Origin of the sequence: Rhodoferax sp., from assembly GCF_030653815.1 — a bacterium.
Taxonomy (GTDB): domain Bacteria; phylum Pseudomonadota; class Gammaproteobacteria; order Burkholderiales; family Burkholderiaceae_C; genus Rhodoferax.
Window position 1 is genome coordinate 259,043 of record NZ_JAURYQ010000036.1, and the last position, 17,604, is coordinate 276,646.

Annotated in this window: 17 protein-coding genes; 6 read left to right on the plus strand and 11 right to left on the minus strand. The window is 61.1% G+C overall.

Annotation, left to right across the window (positions count from 1 at the left end):
- Positions 1-11 precede the first annotated feature (11 nt).
- The 11 genes from Q7U49_RS12905 to Q7U49_RS12955 form a co-directional block, all read right to left on the minus strand.
- Entirely contained in the window at positions 12-821 is an 810-nt protein-coding gene (locus Q7U49_RS12905; RefSeq protein ID WP_304764669.1) for an amidohydrolase, read from the minus strand.
- On the minus strand, positions 818-1,300 hold the full coding sequence (locus Q7U49_RS12910; protein WP_304764670.1) for an acyl-CoA thioesterase: 483 nt from the start codon (positions 1,298-1,300) through the stop codon (positions 818-820). The genes Q7U49_RS12905 and Q7U49_RS12910 overlap by 4 nt, the downstream gene beginning before the upstream one ends.
- 15 nt (positions 1,301-1,315) lie before the next feature.
- Positions 1,316-2,188, minus strand: coding sequence for an AEC family transporter (locus tag Q7U49_RS12915; RefSeq protein ID WP_304764671.1), 873 nt, complete (start codon positions 2,186-2,188; stop codon positions 1,316-1,318).
- Positions 2,189-2,319: 131 nt separating this feature from the next.
- Positions 2,320-3,237, minus strand: coding sequence for a hydroxymethylglutaryl-CoA lyase (locus Q7U49_RS12920; protein ID WP_304764672.1), 918 nt, complete (start codon positions 3,235-3,237; stop codon positions 2,320-2,322).
- 19 nt (positions 3,238-3,256) lie between these two features.
- Positions 3,257-4,084, minus strand: coding sequence for a shikimate dehydrogenase (locus Q7U49_RS12925; protein WP_304764755.1), 828 nt, complete (start codon positions 4,082-4,084; stop codon positions 3,257-3,259).
- Between the two features lie 90 nt (positions 4,085-4,174).
- Positions 4,175-5,182 (minus strand): TRAP transporter substrate-binding protein, encoded by a 1,008-nt coding sequence (locus Q7U49_RS12930; RefSeq protein WP_304764673.1) that lies wholly within the window; start codon positions 5,180-5,182, stop codon positions 4,175-4,177.
- Between the two features lie 84 nt (positions 5,183-5,266).
- A complete protein-coding gene (locus Q7U49_RS12935; RefSeq protein WP_304764674.1) occupies positions 5,267-6,547 on the minus strand; it encodes a TRAP transporter large permease subunit in 1,281 nt (426 codons plus the stop codon).
- A 13-nt stretch (positions 6,548-6,560) separates the two neighbouring features.
- On the minus strand, positions 6,561-7,136 hold the full coding sequence (locus tag Q7U49_RS12940) for a TRAP transporter small permease (RefSeq protein WP_304764675.1): 576 nt from the start codon (positions 7,134-7,136) through the stop codon (positions 6,561-6,563).
- 115 nt (positions 7,137-7,251) lie between these two features.
- Positions 7,252-7,950, minus strand: a complete 699-nt coding sequence (locus Q7U49_RS12945; protein ID WP_304764676.1) for a TetR/AcrR family transcriptional regulator — start codon at positions 7,948-7,950, stop codon at positions 7,252-7,254.
- 47 nt (positions 7,951-7,997) lie between these two features.
- A complete protein-coding gene (locus Q7U49_RS12950; protein ID WP_304764677.1) occupies positions 7,998-10,043 on the minus strand; it encodes a cache domain-containing protein in 2,046 nt (681 codons plus the stop codon).
- Positions 10,040-11,434, minus strand: a complete 1,395-nt coding sequence (locus Q7U49_RS12955) for a sigma-54 dependent transcriptional regulator (RefSeq protein WP_304764678.1) — start codon at positions 11,432-11,434, stop codon at positions 10,040-10,042. The genes Q7U49_RS12950 and Q7U49_RS12955 overlap by 4 nt, the downstream gene beginning before the upstream one ends.
- Positions 11,435-11,876: 442 nt before the next feature.
- On the opposite strand from Q7U49_RS12955, the gene Q7U49_RS12960 reads away from it, so the two are divergent.
- The 6 genes from Q7U49_RS12960 to Q7U49_RS12985 all read left to right on the plus strand — a co-directional run bounded on the left by Q7U49_RS12960 (position 11,877) and on the right by Q7U49_RS12985 (position 17,602).
- Complete coding sequence (locus tag Q7U49_RS12960; RefSeq protein WP_304764679.1) at positions 11,877-12,086, plus strand: formate dehydrogenase; 210 nt, start codon at positions 11,877-11,879, stop codon at positions 12,084-12,086.
- Positions 12,087-12,214: 128 nt separating this feature from the next.
- The gene (locus Q7U49_RS12965; protein ID WP_304764680.1) at positions 12,215-15,172 is read left to right on the plus strand and encodes a formate dehydrogenase subunit alpha; all 2,958 of its coding nucleotides are present in this window, start codon (positions 12,215-12,217) and stop codon (positions 15,170-15,172) included.
- 10 nt (positions 15,173-15,182) lie between these two features.
- Complete coding sequence (gene fdh3B / locus Q7U49_RS12970; RefSeq protein WP_304764681.1) at positions 15,183-15,839, plus strand: formate dehydrogenase FDH3 subunit beta; 657 nt, start codon at positions 15,183-15,185, stop codon at positions 15,837-15,839.
- Positions 15,836-16,057 (plus strand): hypothetical protein, encoded by a 222-nt coding sequence (locus Q7U49_RS12975; protein WP_304764682.1) that lies wholly within the window; start codon positions 15,836-15,838, stop codon positions 16,055-16,057. The genes fdh3B and Q7U49_RS12975 overlap by 4 nt, the downstream gene beginning before the upstream one ends.
- Positions 16,058-16,070: 13 nt before the next feature.
- Positions 16,071-17,249 carry a formate dehydrogenase subunit gamma gene (locus Q7U49_RS12980; protein ID WP_304764683.1) on the plus strand — a complete coding sequence of 393 codons (1,179 nt, stop codon included), beginning with the start codon at positions 16,071-16,073 and terminating at the stop codon, positions 17,247-17,249.
- Between the two features lie 20 nt (positions 17,250-17,269).
- Positions 17,270-17,602 (plus strand): hypothetical protein, encoded by a 333-nt coding sequence (locus Q7U49_RS12985; RefSeq protein WP_304764684.1) that lies wholly within the window; start codon positions 17,270-17,272, stop codon positions 17,600-17,602.
- The last annotated feature ends 2 nt before the right edge of the window (positions 17,603-17,604 follow it).

The window sequence follows — 17,604 nt, forward strand, 5'->3', positions numbered from 1 at the left end:
CAACCACGGCACTACGCACCAAACCCAAACAAGCGCTGGGGGGTGTCGTCCCCAATGGCCTGGCGATCTGCCCCACTGGGAACCAGCTGTGCAAACAGCGCCAGCAGCGGGCCGTAGTCGATGCGTGCCGGTGCCCGCAGAAACGGCCAGTCCGAGGCCCACACCAGTGCCTGTGGTGTGTAGGCCTGCAGCAGCGCCTGCACATAGGGCCACGCATCCGGGTAAGGATAGGGCAGGGCAGAACATTTCACCAAGCTGGATAGCTTGACGCAGGCTCTTCCCGTGTCTGCCAGGGACAGCAAGGCCGCAAAGCCGGCCTGACCCCTACCCGCCTGAGGCGTGGGGCGGCCACAGTGGTCGAACAGTAATTTGACGCCGCTGTCCTGCAACATCGGTTTCAAGGCCACCAGGTCGTCGGCCTGCACCTGCACCTGCGCCCACAGGCCCAGTTCGCGCAGGCGCTGCAGCAGTGGTTCGGTGTCGCGGTAGAAATCCACACCGAGCAAGGCCACATTCATGGCCACGCCCACCACACCGGCGGCCTGCAGGTCCTGCAGCTCGGCACGGCTGGCATCGTTGCGCACCACGGCCACGCCCTTGTAACGGCCCATGCCCCGGGCCAGCGCATCCAGCAGACAGCGGTTGTCCAGGCCGTAGCCCGAGTTGGGGCCGACGAGCAAGGCATGGTGCACCCCGTGGGCATCGAGCACATGCCCCAGTTGGGCCGCCGTGCCGGTCTCGCCACCCGCAGGGCGATACCAGGTGTCGGCGGCGTAGGGGAAGCGGTCCGGGTCAAAGACGTGGACGTGGCAGTCGATCATGGGTTGGTTCGGGTGGCGGCAAAACGTTGCTCCATCTCGCGGCGCATTTGCTTGCGCAGTTCAGCGGCGGCATGGCGGCGCAGCTCGTCAGGCGTGGTGGGTTGCAGCGGCGTCACCTGGGCCGGCTTTTTGTCGTTGTCGACCGCCACCATGGTGAAGAAGCAACTGTTGACGTGGCGCACCACACGGTTCTGGATGTTTTCGGCGATCACCTTGATGCCGATCTCCATCGACGACGAACCGGTGTGGTTCACCGACGACAAAAACGTGACCAGCTCACCGACATGGATCGGCTGGCGAAACATCACCTGATCGACACTGAGCGTGACCACATAGCGCCCGGCGTAGCGGCTGGCGCAGGCAAAAGCCACCTGGTCCAGCAATTTCAGGATGGTGCCGCCATGCACGTTGCCTGAGAAATTGGCGGTGTCGGGGGTCATCAGCACCGTCATCGACAGCTGGTGAACTGGTAAATCCATGGAGAGAGGCTCCGGTTACAGGCGCAGCGCGAGCGCCAGGGGGATGAAAAAAAGCGCCAGCGCATTGCCCATGATGACAATGCTGGCCACCTTGTCGGGTTCCTGCCGGTAGCGTTCGGCAAAGATAAAACTGGACACGGCTGGCGGTAGCGCGCCAAACACAAACAGCATATCCTGCTCCAGCAGGCTCAAGTTCGCCATCAGGCCAAAGGCCCAAGCCACCAGCATGCCCGTGAGCGGGGTGACACAGGCGCCCACCATGCCAATGCGCCAGGCACCCAAGTGGGCGCTGGACAGGCGTACGCCAAGAGAAAAAATCATCAGACCCAGGGCAATGTCGCCCAGCAGCTTGGTTGCCACCATCAGCGGTGGCCACACCGTCAAGCCACTTAGGCTGACAAAAATCCCGACCCCTGCTGCGGCCAGCAAAGGTTTGCGCCAGAGCATCGACGCATTGAAACGCCCGCTCAGCAGCCAGATGCCCACGGTGAACTGCAACACGGTCACCACCAGCATCAGCATCACCGCTGCACCCAGCGTTTGTTCACCAAAGGTCAGCAGCAGCAAGGGCAGGCCCATGTTGCCGACATTGTTGAACATGGACGGTGGCACCAGGGTTTTGGGGTCGATGCCAAGCAGCCGGGCCACGACCCAGGTCAGCACGCCTGACCCCATCACCACCACGGCACAGCCCAGGGCGAGGGGCAGGTTGTCGGCCAGATTGAAGGACTTGCCCGCCAGCGCCGAGAAGAACAGCGCGGGCAAAAAAACCGAGATATTGAGGCTGTTGGCGACCTGCATGTCAGGCCGGTGCTTGCGCCCATAGGCGAAGCCGATCATCACGATGATGAAGATCGGGAAGACGATGCTGATGATGCGCAGGAACATGGGGCTATTTCACCTTAATCCATCGCGGCGAGGGCGCCGGTGCAACTACGCGTCATTGCGAGGAGCGTTAGCGACGCGGCAATCCATGACTTCTGAATACATGGATCGCCACGCTTTGCTCGCGATGACGATCACTTCCAGTTCTTCGGCAGTCCGGCCAGCGGCGTCATGCCATAGACCGGCTCACCCGGCAGGCCGGCCATCAGGGGCTCGCGTGCGGCGATGAGTTTCTCGATGTCGACGCCGGTGTGGACGCCCATGGCCTCGAACATGAAGACCAGGTCTTCGGTGACCACGTTGCCCGACGCCCCTGGCGCATAGGGGCAGCCACCCAGGCCGCCCAGCGACGCATCAAACGTGCGCACGCCCACGTCATAGGCCGCCAGGCAATTGGCCAGGCCCAGGCCGCGCGTGTTGTGCATGTGGGCAGCACCGGTCTTGTCACCGATGGCGGCACGCACCTTGTTAAAGAGGCGGCGCACCTGGGCCGGGTTGGCCATGCCGGTGGTGTCGGACAAGCCGGCCTCGTCGATGCCGGCTGCCACGACTTGTTCAGCCATCCAGACCACGTCGTCATCGGTCACTTCGCCCTGGATGGTGCAGCCAAAGGCGGTCGACAAACCGGCTTCGATCTTCACGCCCGGGGCGATGGCGTCGCGCAGGCGCACGATGGCGCGCACTTCTTCGACCATGTCCTTGCGGCTTTTGCGTACATTGGCCAGGGAATGGGCTTCGCTGGCCGAGCATGGAATGGTGAGCTTGTGCACGCCCGACCGCAAAGCCGCTTCGGCACCTCGCAAATTCGGCACCAGCGCCATCACCGTCACGCCGGGGTATTGCAGGGCGTGTTGGACCACTTCAGCGGCATCGGCCATTTGCGGCAGCAGTTTGGCGGGCACGAAGGAGCAGACCTCGATCTCGCGCAGTCCGGCCGCCACCAGCGCGTCGATCCATTTGAATTTGTCGGCGGTGGGCATGGTCGCCTTGACCGACTGCAAGCCGTCGCGCGGACCGACTTCAGAAATCAGGACATCTGGGGTGCTTGTCATGTTTATTCTTTCAATTCGTTTAGCCATGTGCCACGGCACGCAGTTCTTCGGGCGTGGTGCTGGGGTAGCCAAAAAATTCGAGGTAAGCCGGAATCTGCTCGAACAGCATGTCTGAGCCGATCTGGATGCGGCAACCGCGCGCTTGCGCGGCTTTCAAAAAGGCCGTCATGTCGGTTTTCATGACCACTTCGCCGACAAAGGTGGACGGGTCGACCCGCGTCATGTCGACCGGCAGTGGGTCGCCGTCGTTCATGCCCATCGGTGTGGCGTTGACCAGCAACTCACAGCCAGCGGCGTCTTTGCTGCCGGTGCGCACCGTCATGTTGGGGTAGTGCTGCAGCAGGCGCTGGGCCAGGCCGGCAGCGGCTTCAAGGTTCACATCGAACAAATCCATCTCCAGCACGCCAGCCGCAGCCAGTGAGGCGGCAATGGCGCAACCGACACCACCGGCACCCACCACCAGAGCGCGGCGGCCTTTGGGGTCGAAACCCTTGCGTTTGAGGCCGCGCACAAAGCCTTCGCCGTCAAACATGTCGCCCTGCAAGCGGCCATCGGGCAGGCGCCGCACCGCGTTGCAGGAGCCGGCAATGGCCGCCGTGGGCAACACCTCGTCGAGCAGGCCCACGGTGGTCACCTTGTGCGGCATGGTGATCAGGGCGCCGCGGATGTTGCTCAGTTTGAAGAGCGCACGCAAAAACTCCGGGTAGTCGGCTGCCTGACAACCCATGGGCACGACGATGGCGTTGATGCCTACCGAGTCGAACCAGGGGTTGTAAATTTTGGGTGCCTTGAACGCGAAGGTCGGAAATCCGATGTGCGCGATGAGTTCGGTGTTGCCGTCAATGATCATTTTTTGCAGCCTTTGCAGTCATTACGCCTGCTCCTGGTTCGGGAACTCGCATGACCAGCGCCCGACGGGACGCTGGTCACAACACGCTTACTTGCGCATTTTGGCCAATTCGGCCTGCACTTCTGCCACGGTTTCGTCACCCACGTTGGCGCTGAACTGGGCAATCACCGGCTTCATCTTGTCGCGCAGCTTGGTCACTTCAGCCGGGGGAAATTCCGACACGGTCATGCCGCCTTTCTTCAGCAGCTCCAGGTTGACGGCCACGGCGGCACGCGCCTGCTCACGCTGGTGTTTGGTGGCTTCGTCGGCCGAGTCGTCCAGGATCTTGCGCTCGGCGGGGCTCAGACTGTCCCAGATTTTTTTGCTGAAGATCACCGACTGCGGGTTGTACTGGTGGTTGGTCATGGTCATGAACTTCTGCACTTCCCAGAACTTGCTGGTGGCAATCACCGACACCGGGTTTTCCTGACCGTCAATGGCTTTTTGCTCTAGCGCGCTGTACACCTCGGGGAAGGGAAGGGGTGTCGGGTTGGCGCCCAGCGCCTTGACCCAGGCTACGTTGATGGGGTTCGGGATCACGCGTAGCTTCAGGCCTTCAATGTCTTCCACCTTGACCAGGGGGCGCTTGCTGTTGCTGATCTGACGGTAACCGAGTTCCCAGTAGGACAAGCCGACCAAGCCCTTGGCTTCCAGTTTTTGATGCAGCTTCTTGCCGACCGGGCCGTCCACCAGCGCGTCAGATTCCTTGTTGTTGGCGAACAGGAACGGAAAGTCAAAAATGGCCAGTTCCTTGGCCACGCTGGCCAGGATGCCGGTGTTCATGACGGCCATTTCCAGCGTGCCGCCCTGGATGGCCGAAATATTGGCCTGGTCACTGCCCAGAATGCCGCCGACGAACATCTTGACTTGCATCTTGCCCCCCGACTTGGCCGCCACCAGTTCCGAGAACTTTTTCATGCCGGCCACCGAGGGGTGCTCGCCCGCGCCGTTGGTGGCGAATTTGAAGGTGCGCTCCTTGATGTCCTGCGCGGAGGCCATGCCAAAAGCGGCCAGGGCCACGGCGGCGACGAGGGATTTGAGTACGAGTCGTTTCATGTGTGTCTCCATCTACAGTGCAATCGGGACGCCGTTGAAAGGGTTGCAGCGGCGGCGTGCCCAGCACCGCAACAACCCGAAAAATCATTTGTAAAAGAAGTCCAGTGGTGCCAGCACCAGAGCCGGGAACATCACCAGCAGGAACAGCACAATCACGTCGGCGATCAGGAACGGCATCACGCCGCGCGCCACCTGGTCCATCTTCATCTTGCCGACACCGGCCACCACATTCAGCACGGTGCCGACCGGTGGCGTCACCAGGCCAATGACACCCACCATCACAAACAGCACACCAAAGTACACCGGGTCAATGCCTGCAGCCTTGACCACCGGCACCATCACCGGCGCCAGAATCAAAATGGTCGGGGTCAAGTCCATCACCATGCCGACCAGCAGCAGCACCAGCATCAGGATGCACAGCAAGGTGGTCGGGCTTTGCATGAAGGGCTCCAGGATGCTGATGAGTTGGCTTGGCAGGTCGGCCACGGCAATCAACCAGGCACTGACTGCGGCAGCCGCCACCATGAACATGATGATTGAGGTGGTTTTGGCCGAGGCCGCGAACACCTCGTACAACTGCTTCAAGCTCAGCTCGCGGTACACCACGGTGGCCACAAAGAAGGCATAGACCGCCGCCACCACAGCGGCTTCGGTCGGTGTGAAGACACCAAACTTCAGGCCCACCAATACGATGAGCGGTAACACCAGCGCCCAGGTGGAGTCCCGAAAGGCTTTCATCAGGGTGGCACCGGTCGCCTTGGGTGGCGTCACCACGGCCTCGGTGCGTGCGGTCATCCACCAGGCAATGGCGCAGGCAATCCCCATCATGAGACCGGGAACAATGCCCGCCAGAAACAGCTTGCCGATGGACACGTTGGCGGTCACACCGAAAATCACGAACGGGATTGACGGCGGGATGATGGGGGCAATGATGCCAGCCGAGGCAATCAGGCCGCCCGAGCGGGCCTTCTGGTGGCCGGCTCGCACCATCATGGGCAGCAACAAGGCGGTCAGCGCAGCCGTGTCCGCCACCGCCGAGCCCGACAGCGAGGCCATCAGGCAGGCCGCGATGATGGTCACATAACCGAGGCCGCCGCGCACATGGCCGACCAGCGCGATGGCCAGGTCGACAATGCGCCGCGACAAACCGCCCGCGTTCATGATTTCACCGGCCAGCATGAAGAACGGCACGGCCAGCAGCGGGAAGCTGTTGGCGCCCTCCAACACGTTTTGCGCCAGAATTTGCGCGTCAAAATTGCCCAGGTGCACCATCAGGGCCACCCCGGCCAGCAGCAACGAATAAGCAATCGGGATACCGAGCGCCACCGCGCCAATCAAGGCGGCCAGAAAAATCGCAATGGTCATGAAGGGCTCCGGATCAAAGGGGGGTGGACGACTTGCCGTTTTGCTGTTCAACAGCACGCGCATCGGCTTCAAACTGCGCCTGCTCGGCGGCGTGTTGCGCTTTGCGGATCTGTACCGGGGTGAGCTGACCGCGCAGCGTGAACCACAGGTCGCTGAGCAACATGAGCCCGGTGGAGACGGCAAACACCACGCCGGTGCTGTAGACCCAGGCCATGGAGTATTCGGTCACCGGCGCCAGCACCTCCCAATTGATCCTGGTTTGTGCCAGGCTACCCGTGAAAATCAGCCAGGTGACCCAGAGCATCAACAACTGACCCACCACCACGGCCACTTTTTGGAGCTTGGGCGGCAGCAGCTCAACCACCATGTCGCTGCCCATGTGGGCCTGCTCATGCACCGCCACGCTGGCGCCCAGGAAGATCAGCCAAAGGAACAACCAGCGGGACAACTCCTCGGACACCGCAATGCCCGAGTTGAAGGCGTAGCGCATCACCACATTGCCAAACACCATCAACACCATCAGCCCCAGACAGATGACGATGATCACCGTCAGCAATTGGCAGTAGCGACCGATCAATTTTTGAACCATTGTTGTCTCCATGAAATCCCGATACTCTAATGTACTAACCAGTTAGTTTTTGAAAATCGGGGTTTACCCTAGGATGTGAAAAAAATACTCGGAGGAGGGAATTAACGCAAAGACATCAGGCGCGCAGGTAGCGCAGCACCATGTCAATGACGTTGTTGCGCCGGGTCATGACGGCGTCGGTCGCCGCTGGATCCTGCTTGAAGATCAGGCCAAAAGTGTGCTTGTTGGACACATTGAAAAACGTCAGTGCGGAAATCGACGCGTGAATATCGACCGGGTCGAGACCGGGGCGAAACACGCCGGACGCCACACCCCGTTCGTACAACTCCCGGATCGCCGCAATGGCCGGCACATTGAGGTCCTGGATACTTTTGCTTTGCGACAGATAGGCACCGCGCTGCATGTTTTCAGACATGACCAGACGAATGAAGTTCTCGTTACTGTGGTGATGGTCAAAGGTAAAACCAACCAGCTTTTGCAGCGCTTCCACGGGTGGCAAGTCGGCCAGGTGCAAGCCTGACTCGATGGCGCGCATGCGTCGGTACATGTCCTCCAGCACGGCACGGTACAAGCCTTCCTTGCTGCTGAAGTAGTAATAAATCATGCGCTTGCTGGTTTTGGTGGCCGCCGCAATTTCATCGATGCGCGCGCCGTCCAGGCCTTTTTCGGCAAATTCGACGGTGGCCACTTCCAGGATACCCGCCATGGTGCGCTCGGGGTCATTGGTGCGAGTGGGTGTCCGCGCCGCGACTTTGGCTTTGACCGGGTTGTTGTTCTGCGTCTCTTTCAAGGGCAAATGTACGATTTGGTTCATCCGCAAAGTATAGGGCAGTGCTTGCCGGGCGTTTTGTTTTTCGAAGCCTAGAGCAAGTCCACCGTAAAGACGGCTCCCGGCAAATCCTCGCCCTGGTCGCGGCGGTTGCCGGCGCGGATGCTGCCGCCGTAGCGCTCCACCAGCCCCACGCTGATCCACAGACCCAGGCCGTTGCCGTCGTTTTTGGTGGTGTAGAAGGGGCTGAAAAGCTGCTCCAGGTTGGCCGGGCTCAGGCCTGCGCCGGTGTCGCACACTTCAATTCGCACACCCGCCAAGCCTTGGGCGTCGGTTTGGTCGCTGGTGCGCAGCAGCAACTCGCCGCCCTCGGGCATGGCCTGGATGGCGTTGATCAGCAGGTTGATCAGCACCTGCTGCAACTCCTGGCGGTTGATGTGAACCGGCCGGCTGGCCTGCCACTGGCGCTGCACCTTGATGTGGGTGCGGTTCAGCAAGTGCTCCACCAGCACCAGCGAACTCGCCAGGGCATCGTTGACGTCCACGGCCTCGACGTAACCGGCGTAATCGTTGGGGCGGGCGTATTGCAGCAATTGGGTCACGATCAGGCGCATGCGCTCGATTTGCTGGTCCATCAGCTTGAGTTCGGGGCCAATCGGCAGTGCCTGCGAACCCAGTGTTTCGCGCACCAAGTCCAGGTTGCCCTGCATCACCGCAATGGGGTTGTTGATTTCGTGCGCCACACTGGCGGTCAGTTGGCCGATGGCCGCCAGCTTTTCCGATTTCACCAGCTGCGCTTGTGTCAATTTCAGCGACTCGTGGCTTGCTGCCAGGTCGCGGGTGCGCTCGGTCACCTTGGCATCCAACTCCTGCGCCCAATGCTGCAGGGTTCGGGTTTTGTCATCCACGGCCGTCAGCAATTGGTCCAGATGGCTGGCCAGTGCACCGAGTTCGTCCTGCTGTGGCAAGGGCCCCACACGCGCCGCAACGTCGCCGTCCTGCACCTGTTGCATGGTGTGACTCATGCGCTCCAGCGGCTGAAAAATGCTGCGTGCCCAGCGCAGCGACAGCCAGGCGGCCAGCACCATGGCGACCGCAAAGATCCCGACAATGATGGCCAATATGCCGTATTTGGTCTGGCGAAACGGCGTTTCCAGGTAACCCACGTAGAGCATGCCGACACGTGCGCCCTGACCATTCAGCAGCGGTTCGTAGGCCGAGACATACCAGTCATTGACCACAAAGGCCCGGTCCAGCCAGGTCTCGCCCCGCACCAGCACCGCCTCGCGCACGGCCTGTGACACGCGGGTGCCGATGGCGCGCTGGTCCTGAAACAGGCGCACATTGGTGGTGATGCGCACGTCGTCCAGGAACAGCGTGGCGGTGCCGACGCTGCCCAGCGGCAGGGAGCCCTCGGGGTAGACGATGTGGTTGATGTGGTCGATCAGGGCCAGGTTCTGGTTCAGCAGCACGCCAGCACGCAACCAAGCCAGAGGCTGACCTTGTGCGTCAGTGACCGCATGGCTGGCCAGCATCACCAGTGCCTGGTCTTCCTGGCTGCGGTTGCTGGGCACCGCGCCCTGCGTCGGGATCAGCGTGATGCTCAGGCGGGGTGCCAGATGCGGCGCCAATGCCAGTACCTTGGCCTGGCTGAGCAACTGCAGTTGGGCGTTGACGCTGGCGGGCTGGCCGGCATCGGTCAGGTCGAGCTGCGCCATGGCTGGCGCCGCATTGAGCGTCGCGCTGGCCGGATCTTGCCAACTGGCACTGTGCAGTTGCCCGTCGAGCGTGTACAAATTCACGAAATCAAAACCCAGTCGCTGCCGGGCTTGTGCCAGTTCCCGTTGCAATGCCTCGGGCTGCTGCGCCGCCAGTGCCAAGTGCAGCGTGTGCGCGTTGGCCAGTGCCTGGGTGCCGGTACCCACTTCCGCCAGTACCCGGCCGAAGTAGCCGTGCGCCACCGCCAGGTCGCTGCGCACCTTGGTGATCAGCAGGCGGTCATAGGCCGAGCTGCCCCATAACACCAACGCCGCCACAAGCAAGGGAAGCACCACCAAAAGCGGCAGCAAGGACAAAACCATCAGCTTGTGGCGCACCGGCAGGTGCTGCCAGCGCAGCCGCAACCCCTGTGCGCTCAAGCGCTGGCCCATTCGGCGCAGCGGCGCTCCAGCGTACGCTTTGAAATGCCGAGCAATTCTGCCGCGCGGGTCTTGTCTCCCTGCACGCTGTCGAGCACTGAATGGATGTGCTGTTTTTCGAGGCTTTGCAGGTTGGTTGTGGCGCTCTGGCTGGCCAGCGGATGGCGCACGGTGGCGTCATAAAGAGCCGACACATTGAGCTCGCCCAGAATCAGCGAGCGCTCAATCAGGTTGCGCAACTCGCGGGCATTGCCCGGCCAGTCATATTGCATCAAATAGTCCATTTGCGCCGGGCTGATGTTCAGCGGCGCGACAGCCATGCGCTGCGCCAGTTGGGCATTGAAGTGGGCGACCAACTCGGCCACATCCCGCCTGCGCTCGCGCAGCGGTGCCATGGTGATGTCGACCACCTGCAGCCGGTAATACAGGTCCTTGCGAAAACGCCCGGCGGCGACTTCATCTTTGAGGTTGCGGTTGCTGGCGGCCATGATGCGCACGTTCACCGGCACCAGTTGGCTGCTGCCGACCGGACGAATGTGCAGGTCTTCCAACGCACGCAACAACGCCGCCTGGACAGCCAGCGGCAGTTCGGCCACTTCATCCAGAAACAAAGTGCCACCTTGGGCGTAATAAAACAGGCCGTCACGCGCGTGCTTGGCCCCTTTGACGGCGCTTTTGGCGTAACCAAACAGGCTGCCCTCCATGAGTTCGGGCGACATGCTGGCGCAGTTGACCGGCACAAACGAACCGCGCTGGCGCGGGCTCATCTGGTGCAGGGCGCGCGCCACCATTTCCTGGCCGGTGCCCGATTCGCCTTGCAGCAGCACCGTGCTGTCGACCATGGCCACCCGTGCCAGTGACTCGCGCAGTGCCTGCATGAAACTTGACTGCCCGATCAGCCCGGTGCTGGTGTCGATCTGCCGGGACAGCGTGTGCCGGAGTACAAAGTTTTCCCGCGCCAATCGGGCGCATTCAAAGCAGTGCTTGATGGCGTTCAGCATCTGCGGTACCCGAAAGGGCTTGAGGATGAAATCGGAGGCGCCGGCGCGCAGCGCTTCAATGGCGGTTTCCAGGTCGGCAAAGGCGGTAATGAGAATCACATAGCCCCGAAAACCCTGTTCGCGCAGGGATTGCAGCCAGGCCACACCACTCTGCCCGGGTAGCGAAATGTCCAGAATGATCAGGTCCACATGCTGTTGCTGCAGGTATTGCGCGCCTTCTTCGGCGCTGCCAGCCACCTGTACGCGGTGGCAACGTGGCGCCAGGCTTTTGAGCAAAAAATTGCGCATGCCGGGCTCATCGTCAACGACCAGAATAGACCAGTCCGGCCAGCCATCGGGGTGACTTGCAGGCGCGGCGTCAGGCGGTGTGAGCGGGGAAATCGTGGTCATGAGGTGACAGAATTTTAGCCATAGGCCTGAGTAAATTAGTCGGGTATAAATATTTATCGAGCTGTTTGCAGGTCATTGTCGTGGTGAAAGCGATGGCTGCATAGCTGGACACCAGCCCTGGTATTTTGACAATTTGTCGCAAAAGCTGTGACAGCTTGACGTCATGCATGGGCGCCGATCAAACAGACTCGACATCTGTCCCTGAAAAATATCACTTAATGTGTTTCATCAAGTTCTTGCGCAGAAGTGGCATGCAATCTGCTAAGGTGCGGGCGAGTTTTTCAAGCAACGCGACCGGCCGATGTCTGTAAAGCGCGTGTTCCCTGACGCGCAGGGCCAGCGTGTGGGTTTACCCGCTTGAATGAAAGTGCGCTTGTTGTTAAATTTGGCGCTGTCAAAGCCAGTCGTTGCGATCACACGTATTTCAATCAGGAGACTTTTCATGCCTTCATCCCCCTCCAAGCTGTCGCGTCGCACCCTGTTTGCCGGTGCCGGCACGGCCGGCGCGCTGGTTGCGGCCGTGAGTGTTTTGCCGTCGCTCAAGGCGGTGCCTGAAGCGGCTGCCACGCTGCCCCGGCCCAAGCCTGAAAAGGGCGGTGGCTACGCGTTGAGCGAGCACAACAAGCACTACTACCAGACGGCGCGGGTTTAAATGGCTGGGGTCAGAGCACGTCGCTTTGCGAGTGGTCTGACCCACAAGGTTTCAGTAGTTGGGGTCAGAGCACATTGCTTCGCAAGTGGTCTGACCCGCAAAGAATCAAGTTTTTTTCGGAGACTCCCATGTTGCTAACCAAAAAATCTGGTGCCCCCGGCACGGCGCGTTCAACGTTTGTGCACAGTTTGCGCCGTGGCCTGAGTCAGGCGTTACCGACCATGGACCGGCGCGCTTTCTTGCGCCGCTCTGGTTTGGGTGTGGGCGTTGGCTTGGCTGCTTCCCAGCTGACACTGGTCAAGAAGGCCGGTGCGGCGACCGGTAATGTGGCCGTGGGCGACGGCAAGATTGAAATCAAGCGCACCATCTGCACCCACTGCTCGGTCGGTTGCGCCGTGGATGCGGTGGTGGAAAACGGTGTCTGGGTGCGCCAGGAGCCGGTGTTTGACTCGCCCATCAACCTCGGTGCGCATTGCGCCAAGGGCGCGGCCTTGCGTGAGCATGGTCATGGCGAGTTCCGCCTGCGCTACCCCATGAAACTGGTCAACGGCAAGTACCAGCGCATCAGCTGGGACACCGCGCTGACCGAGATCACGGCCCGGATGCAAGAGCTGAAAAAAGCCAGCGGCCCGGACAGTGTTTACTTTGTGGGATCAAGCAAACACAATAACGAGCAGGCCTACCTGTTGCGCAAGTTTGTCAGCTTCTGGGGCACCAACAACTGCGACCACCAAGCGCGCATTTGCCACAGCACCACGGTGGCCGGCGTGGCCAACACCTGGGGTTATGGCGCCATGACCAATTCGTACAACGACATGCAAAACGCCAAGTGCGCCTTGTACATCGGCTCGAACGCCGCCGAGGCGCACCCGGTCAGCATGCTGCACATGCTGCACGCCAAGGAAAATGGCTGCAAGATGATTGTGGTGGACCCGCGCTTTACCCGCACCGCCGCCAAGGCTGACGAGTTTGTGCGCATCCGCTCTGGCTCCGACATTGCGTTCCTGTTTGGTGTGCTCTACCACGTGTTTCAAAACGGCTGGGAAGACAAGCAGTACATCAATGACCGTGTCTATGGCATGGAAAAGGTCAAGGACGAGGTCATGGCCCAGTGGACGCCCGACAAGGTCGAAGAGGTCTGTGGTGTCAAGGAAGACCAAGTGCTGCGCGTGGCCCGCATGATGGCCGAGAACCGCCCCAGCACACTGGTGTGGTGCATGGGCCAGACCCAGCACACCATCGGCAACGCCATGGTGCGCGCCTCGTGCATTTTGCAGCTTGCCCTGGGCAACGTGGGCAAGAGCGGTGGCGGCACCAACATTTTCCGCGGTCACGACAACGTGCAGGGCGCCACCGACGTGGGCCCCAACCCCGATTCACTGCCGGGTTACTACGGCATCGCCGAAGGCTCCTGGAAACACTTCGCCAAGGTTTGGGGTGTTGACTTCGAGTGGATCAAAAAGCAGTTCGCCTCACCTGCCATGATGACCAAGCCCGGCATCACGGTGTCGCGCTGGATTGATGGCGTGCTCGAGAACAACGAGCTCATCGATCAGGACAGCAACCTGCGCGGTGTTTTTTACTGGGGCCATGCGCCCAACTCGCAAACCCGTGGCCTGGAAATGAAGCGCGCCATGGACAAGCTGGACTTGCTGGTGGTGGTAGACCCCTATCCGTCCGCCACCGCGGCCATGGCCGCCATGCCGGGCAAGCCCGAAGACCTCAACCCCAACCGCGCCGTCTACCTGCTGCCGGCGGCCACACAGTTCGAGACCAGCGGTTCGTGTACCGCGTCCAACCGCTCCATCCAATGGCGCGAAAAAGTGATCGAGCCGCTGTGGGAAAGCCGCTCCGACCACATGATCATGCAGCAGTTTGCCGACAAGCTGGGCTTTGGCAAGGAGCTCTCAGTCAACTACAAAATGCAGAAAGTCAACGGCATGGACGAGCCGGTGCCGGAAGACATCCTGCGCGAAATCAACAAGGGCACCTGGACCATTGGCTACACCGGCCAGAGCCCGGAGCGCCTGAAAGCGCACATGCGCAACATGCACGTGTTTGACATCAAAACCCTGCGCGCCAAAGGTGGCAAGGACAAGGAAACCGGTTACGACTTTACGGGTGACTATTTTGGCTTGCCATGGCCGTGCTACGGCACGCCCGAGCTCAAGCATCCGGGTTCGCCCAACCTGTACGACACCTCCAAACACGTGATGGACGGCGGCGGTAACTTCCGCGCCAACTTCGGCGTGGAAAAAGACGGCGTCAACCTGCTCGCAGAAGACGGCTCGCATTCTTTGGGCGCCGACATCACCACCGGGTACCCCGAGTTCGACCACGTGCTGCTCAAGAAACTCGGCTGGTGGGACGACTTGACCGACGCTGAAAAAGTCGCCGCCGAAGGCAAGAACTGGAAGACCGACCTCTCCGGCGGTATCCAGCGTGTGGTGCTCAAGGTGCATGGTTGCCATGTGTTCGGCAACGCCAAGGCGCGTGCCGTGGTGTGGAACTTCCCTGACGCCATCCCGAAACACCGCGAGCCTTTGTATGGTATTCGGCCCGACCTGGTCGCCAAGTACCCGACGCACGACGACAAGAAAGCGTTCTGGCGTCTGCCCACGCTGTACAAGACGGTGCAGGACAAGGCGGTGACCGACAAGGTGCACGAGAAGTTCCCGTTCATCATGACTTCCGGCCGCCTGACCGAGTACGAGGGTGGTGGCGAGGAAACCCGCTCCAACCCGTGGCTGGCCGAGTTGCAACAGGAAATGTTCATTGAGATCAACCCCAAGGTCGCGGCTGACAAGGGCATTCGCAACGGCGAGCGTGCCTGGGTGTCCACACCCACTGGCGCACGCCTGAATGTGCAGGCACTGGTGACCGAGCGCGTCGGCCCCGACACGGTGTTCTTGCCCTTCCACTTCTCCGGTCGCTGGCAGGGTGCCGACATGTTGTCTCATTACCCGGCCGGGGCGGCGCCCATTGTGCGCGGCGAGGCCGTCAACACGGCCACCACCTATGGTTACGACAGCGTGACCATGATGCAGGAAACCAAGACCACGGTCTGTAACGTCGAGAAAGCATAAGGAGAACAACATGGCCCGTATGAAATTTGTCTGCGATGCAGAGCGCTGTATTGAATGCAACGGTTGTGTCACCGCGTGCAAAAACGAGCACGAAGTGCCCTGGGGCGTCAACCGCCGCCGCGTGGTCACCCTGAACGACGGTGTGCCCGGTGAAAAATCGATCTCGGTGGCCTGCATGCACTGCAGCGACGCGCCCTGCATGGCGGTGTGCCCGGTCAACTGCTTCTACCGCACCGACGAAGGTGTGGTGCTGCATGACAAGGACGTGTGCATTGGTTGCGGTTACTGCTCTTATGCCTGCCCCTTTGGCGCACCCCAGTTTCCTTCGCAAGGCACCTTTGGTGTGCGCGGCAAGATGGACAAGTGCACTTTTTGCGCCGGCGGCCCCGAGGCCAATGGCAGCCAGGCCGAGTTCGAAAAATATGGTCGCAACCGCTTGGCCGAGGGCAAGCTGCCGGCCTGCGCCGAAATGTGCTCGACCAAGGCCTTGATTGGCGGCGACGGTGACGTGGTGGCCGACATCTTCCGCAACCGCGTGCTGCGCCGTGGCAAGGGCGCCGAGGTCTGGGGCTGGGGAACAGCGTATGGCAGCGGCGGCAAGGAGCGCGAGCGCACGCGCGAACAGCAGCGCCAAGGCCAAGGTCAAACCGAGGGAGCGAAATCATGAAAAAAGTCATTTTTGCCGTCGTTTGTGCAGCCGGCTTGAGTGCCTGCGGCGACCAGCCCCAGGAGCTGACCGCCAGCAAGCAAGACGGCGCCGCCTATACCGGAACCGGCAAGCCCTATGTCAACCCCGACTGGAAGCCGGGTGACAAGGCGAGCTGGGAGGCGCAGCTGAAGGCGCGCAACCAGTACGGTCAAAACGATTACACCCGCATGAACTGAGCAGGAGGTCACCATGATCAAAGCCTTTTCAGTCCTTGCTGCGCTGGCCTTGTGCTGGAGCAGTGCCGTGGCGCAAACAACACCTGCAACCGCCCCAGCACCTGACGCAGCACCCGCTGCGGTCATGCCCGGTATCCAGGGTCAGAACATCTTGGATGTCAAGCCTGATGCCAGTGAGGAACCTGGTTATGCCAATCAGACCAATGGTGAGCGCGTCCGTGTGCAGCCTGGCAACAACGCGCCCATGTGGCGCCAGGTGAATTCGGGCGTGGCGGGCTATAGCAGCTTGCCCAAATCCGAGGCGCCCGAAGCCGGGGTGTTGATCCAGCCTTTTGTCCAGTACCCGGGCTCGCGCCTGACCAATGCCGGCGAAGCCTGGCGCCAGGTACGCAACAACTGGCTGATCCCCTACGGCGGCTCGCTGCTGCTGATCGTGCTGGGGGCCATTGCGCTGTTTCACTTCAAGATCGGTCCCATCAAGGTCAAGGAGGAACTGACCGGGCGTGTGATCGAGCGTTTCTCGGCCTTCGAGCGCTCAGCGCACTGGGCCAATGTGGCTGCCTTCCTGGTGCTGGCGGTCTCGGGCGTCGTGATGGCCTTCGGCAAATTCTTCCTGTTGCCCATCATGGGCACGACACTGTTCGGCTGGCTGAGTTATGTGCTCAAGAATGCGCACAATTTTGCCGGCCCGCTGTTTGCGGTGTCCTTGCTGGTGGTGATCGTGACCTTCATGCGTGACAACCTGCCGGCCAAGGGCGACCTGGCCTGGCTGCTCAAGGGTGGGGGCATTTTTTCCGGCCATGAAATTGACTCGGGCCGTTACAACGCTGGCGAGAAGGTGGTGTTCTGGGGCGGTGTCTTTTTCCTGGGGATCACGGTGGTGGTGTCGGGCCTGGCCATGGACAAACTGTTGCCGGGGCTGAGCTACGACCGCAGCACCATGCAGATCGCCCACATGATCCATTCAGTGTCCAACTTGCTCATGCTCGTCATGATGATGGGCCACATCTACCTTGGCACACTCGGAACCAAGGGCGCTTACCAGGGCATGAGAACCGGCTACGTGGATGAAACCTGGGCTGAGCAACACCACAAGCTCTGGTTTGATGACATCAAGGCTGGCCGGATTCCGGCGCAGCGTACCCCCTCGGCCACGCCTGCAGCCCAGTCGGGCAAAGTGGTTCAAGTTTGAGACGGATGGAGAACAACCCCATGAAGAAAAAGATGATGAAATCCTTGTGTGTGGCAGGCGTGCTGGCCGTGCTGGGCTCCGTGGCGTCCGCCAAGTTGCCAGCGCCGTCCGATGAAGCCAAGGCCAAGGCGGCCGAGGCTGCAGCCAAGGCGGCCTGGGCTGGCAAGGTGGATGCCTTCAAGCTGTGCCAATCGCAAGACAGGGTGGTAGCCCATTACAAGAAAGCAGCCGTGGCCAAAGGAGCTGCTCCGGCCAGCGCTTGTGTTGACCCCGGGCCGTTTGTCGCTGCCCCAGCAGGTGCCGCATCTGCTGCACCTGCTGCCGCTGCGGCAGTCCCAGCCAAAAAATCCTGATC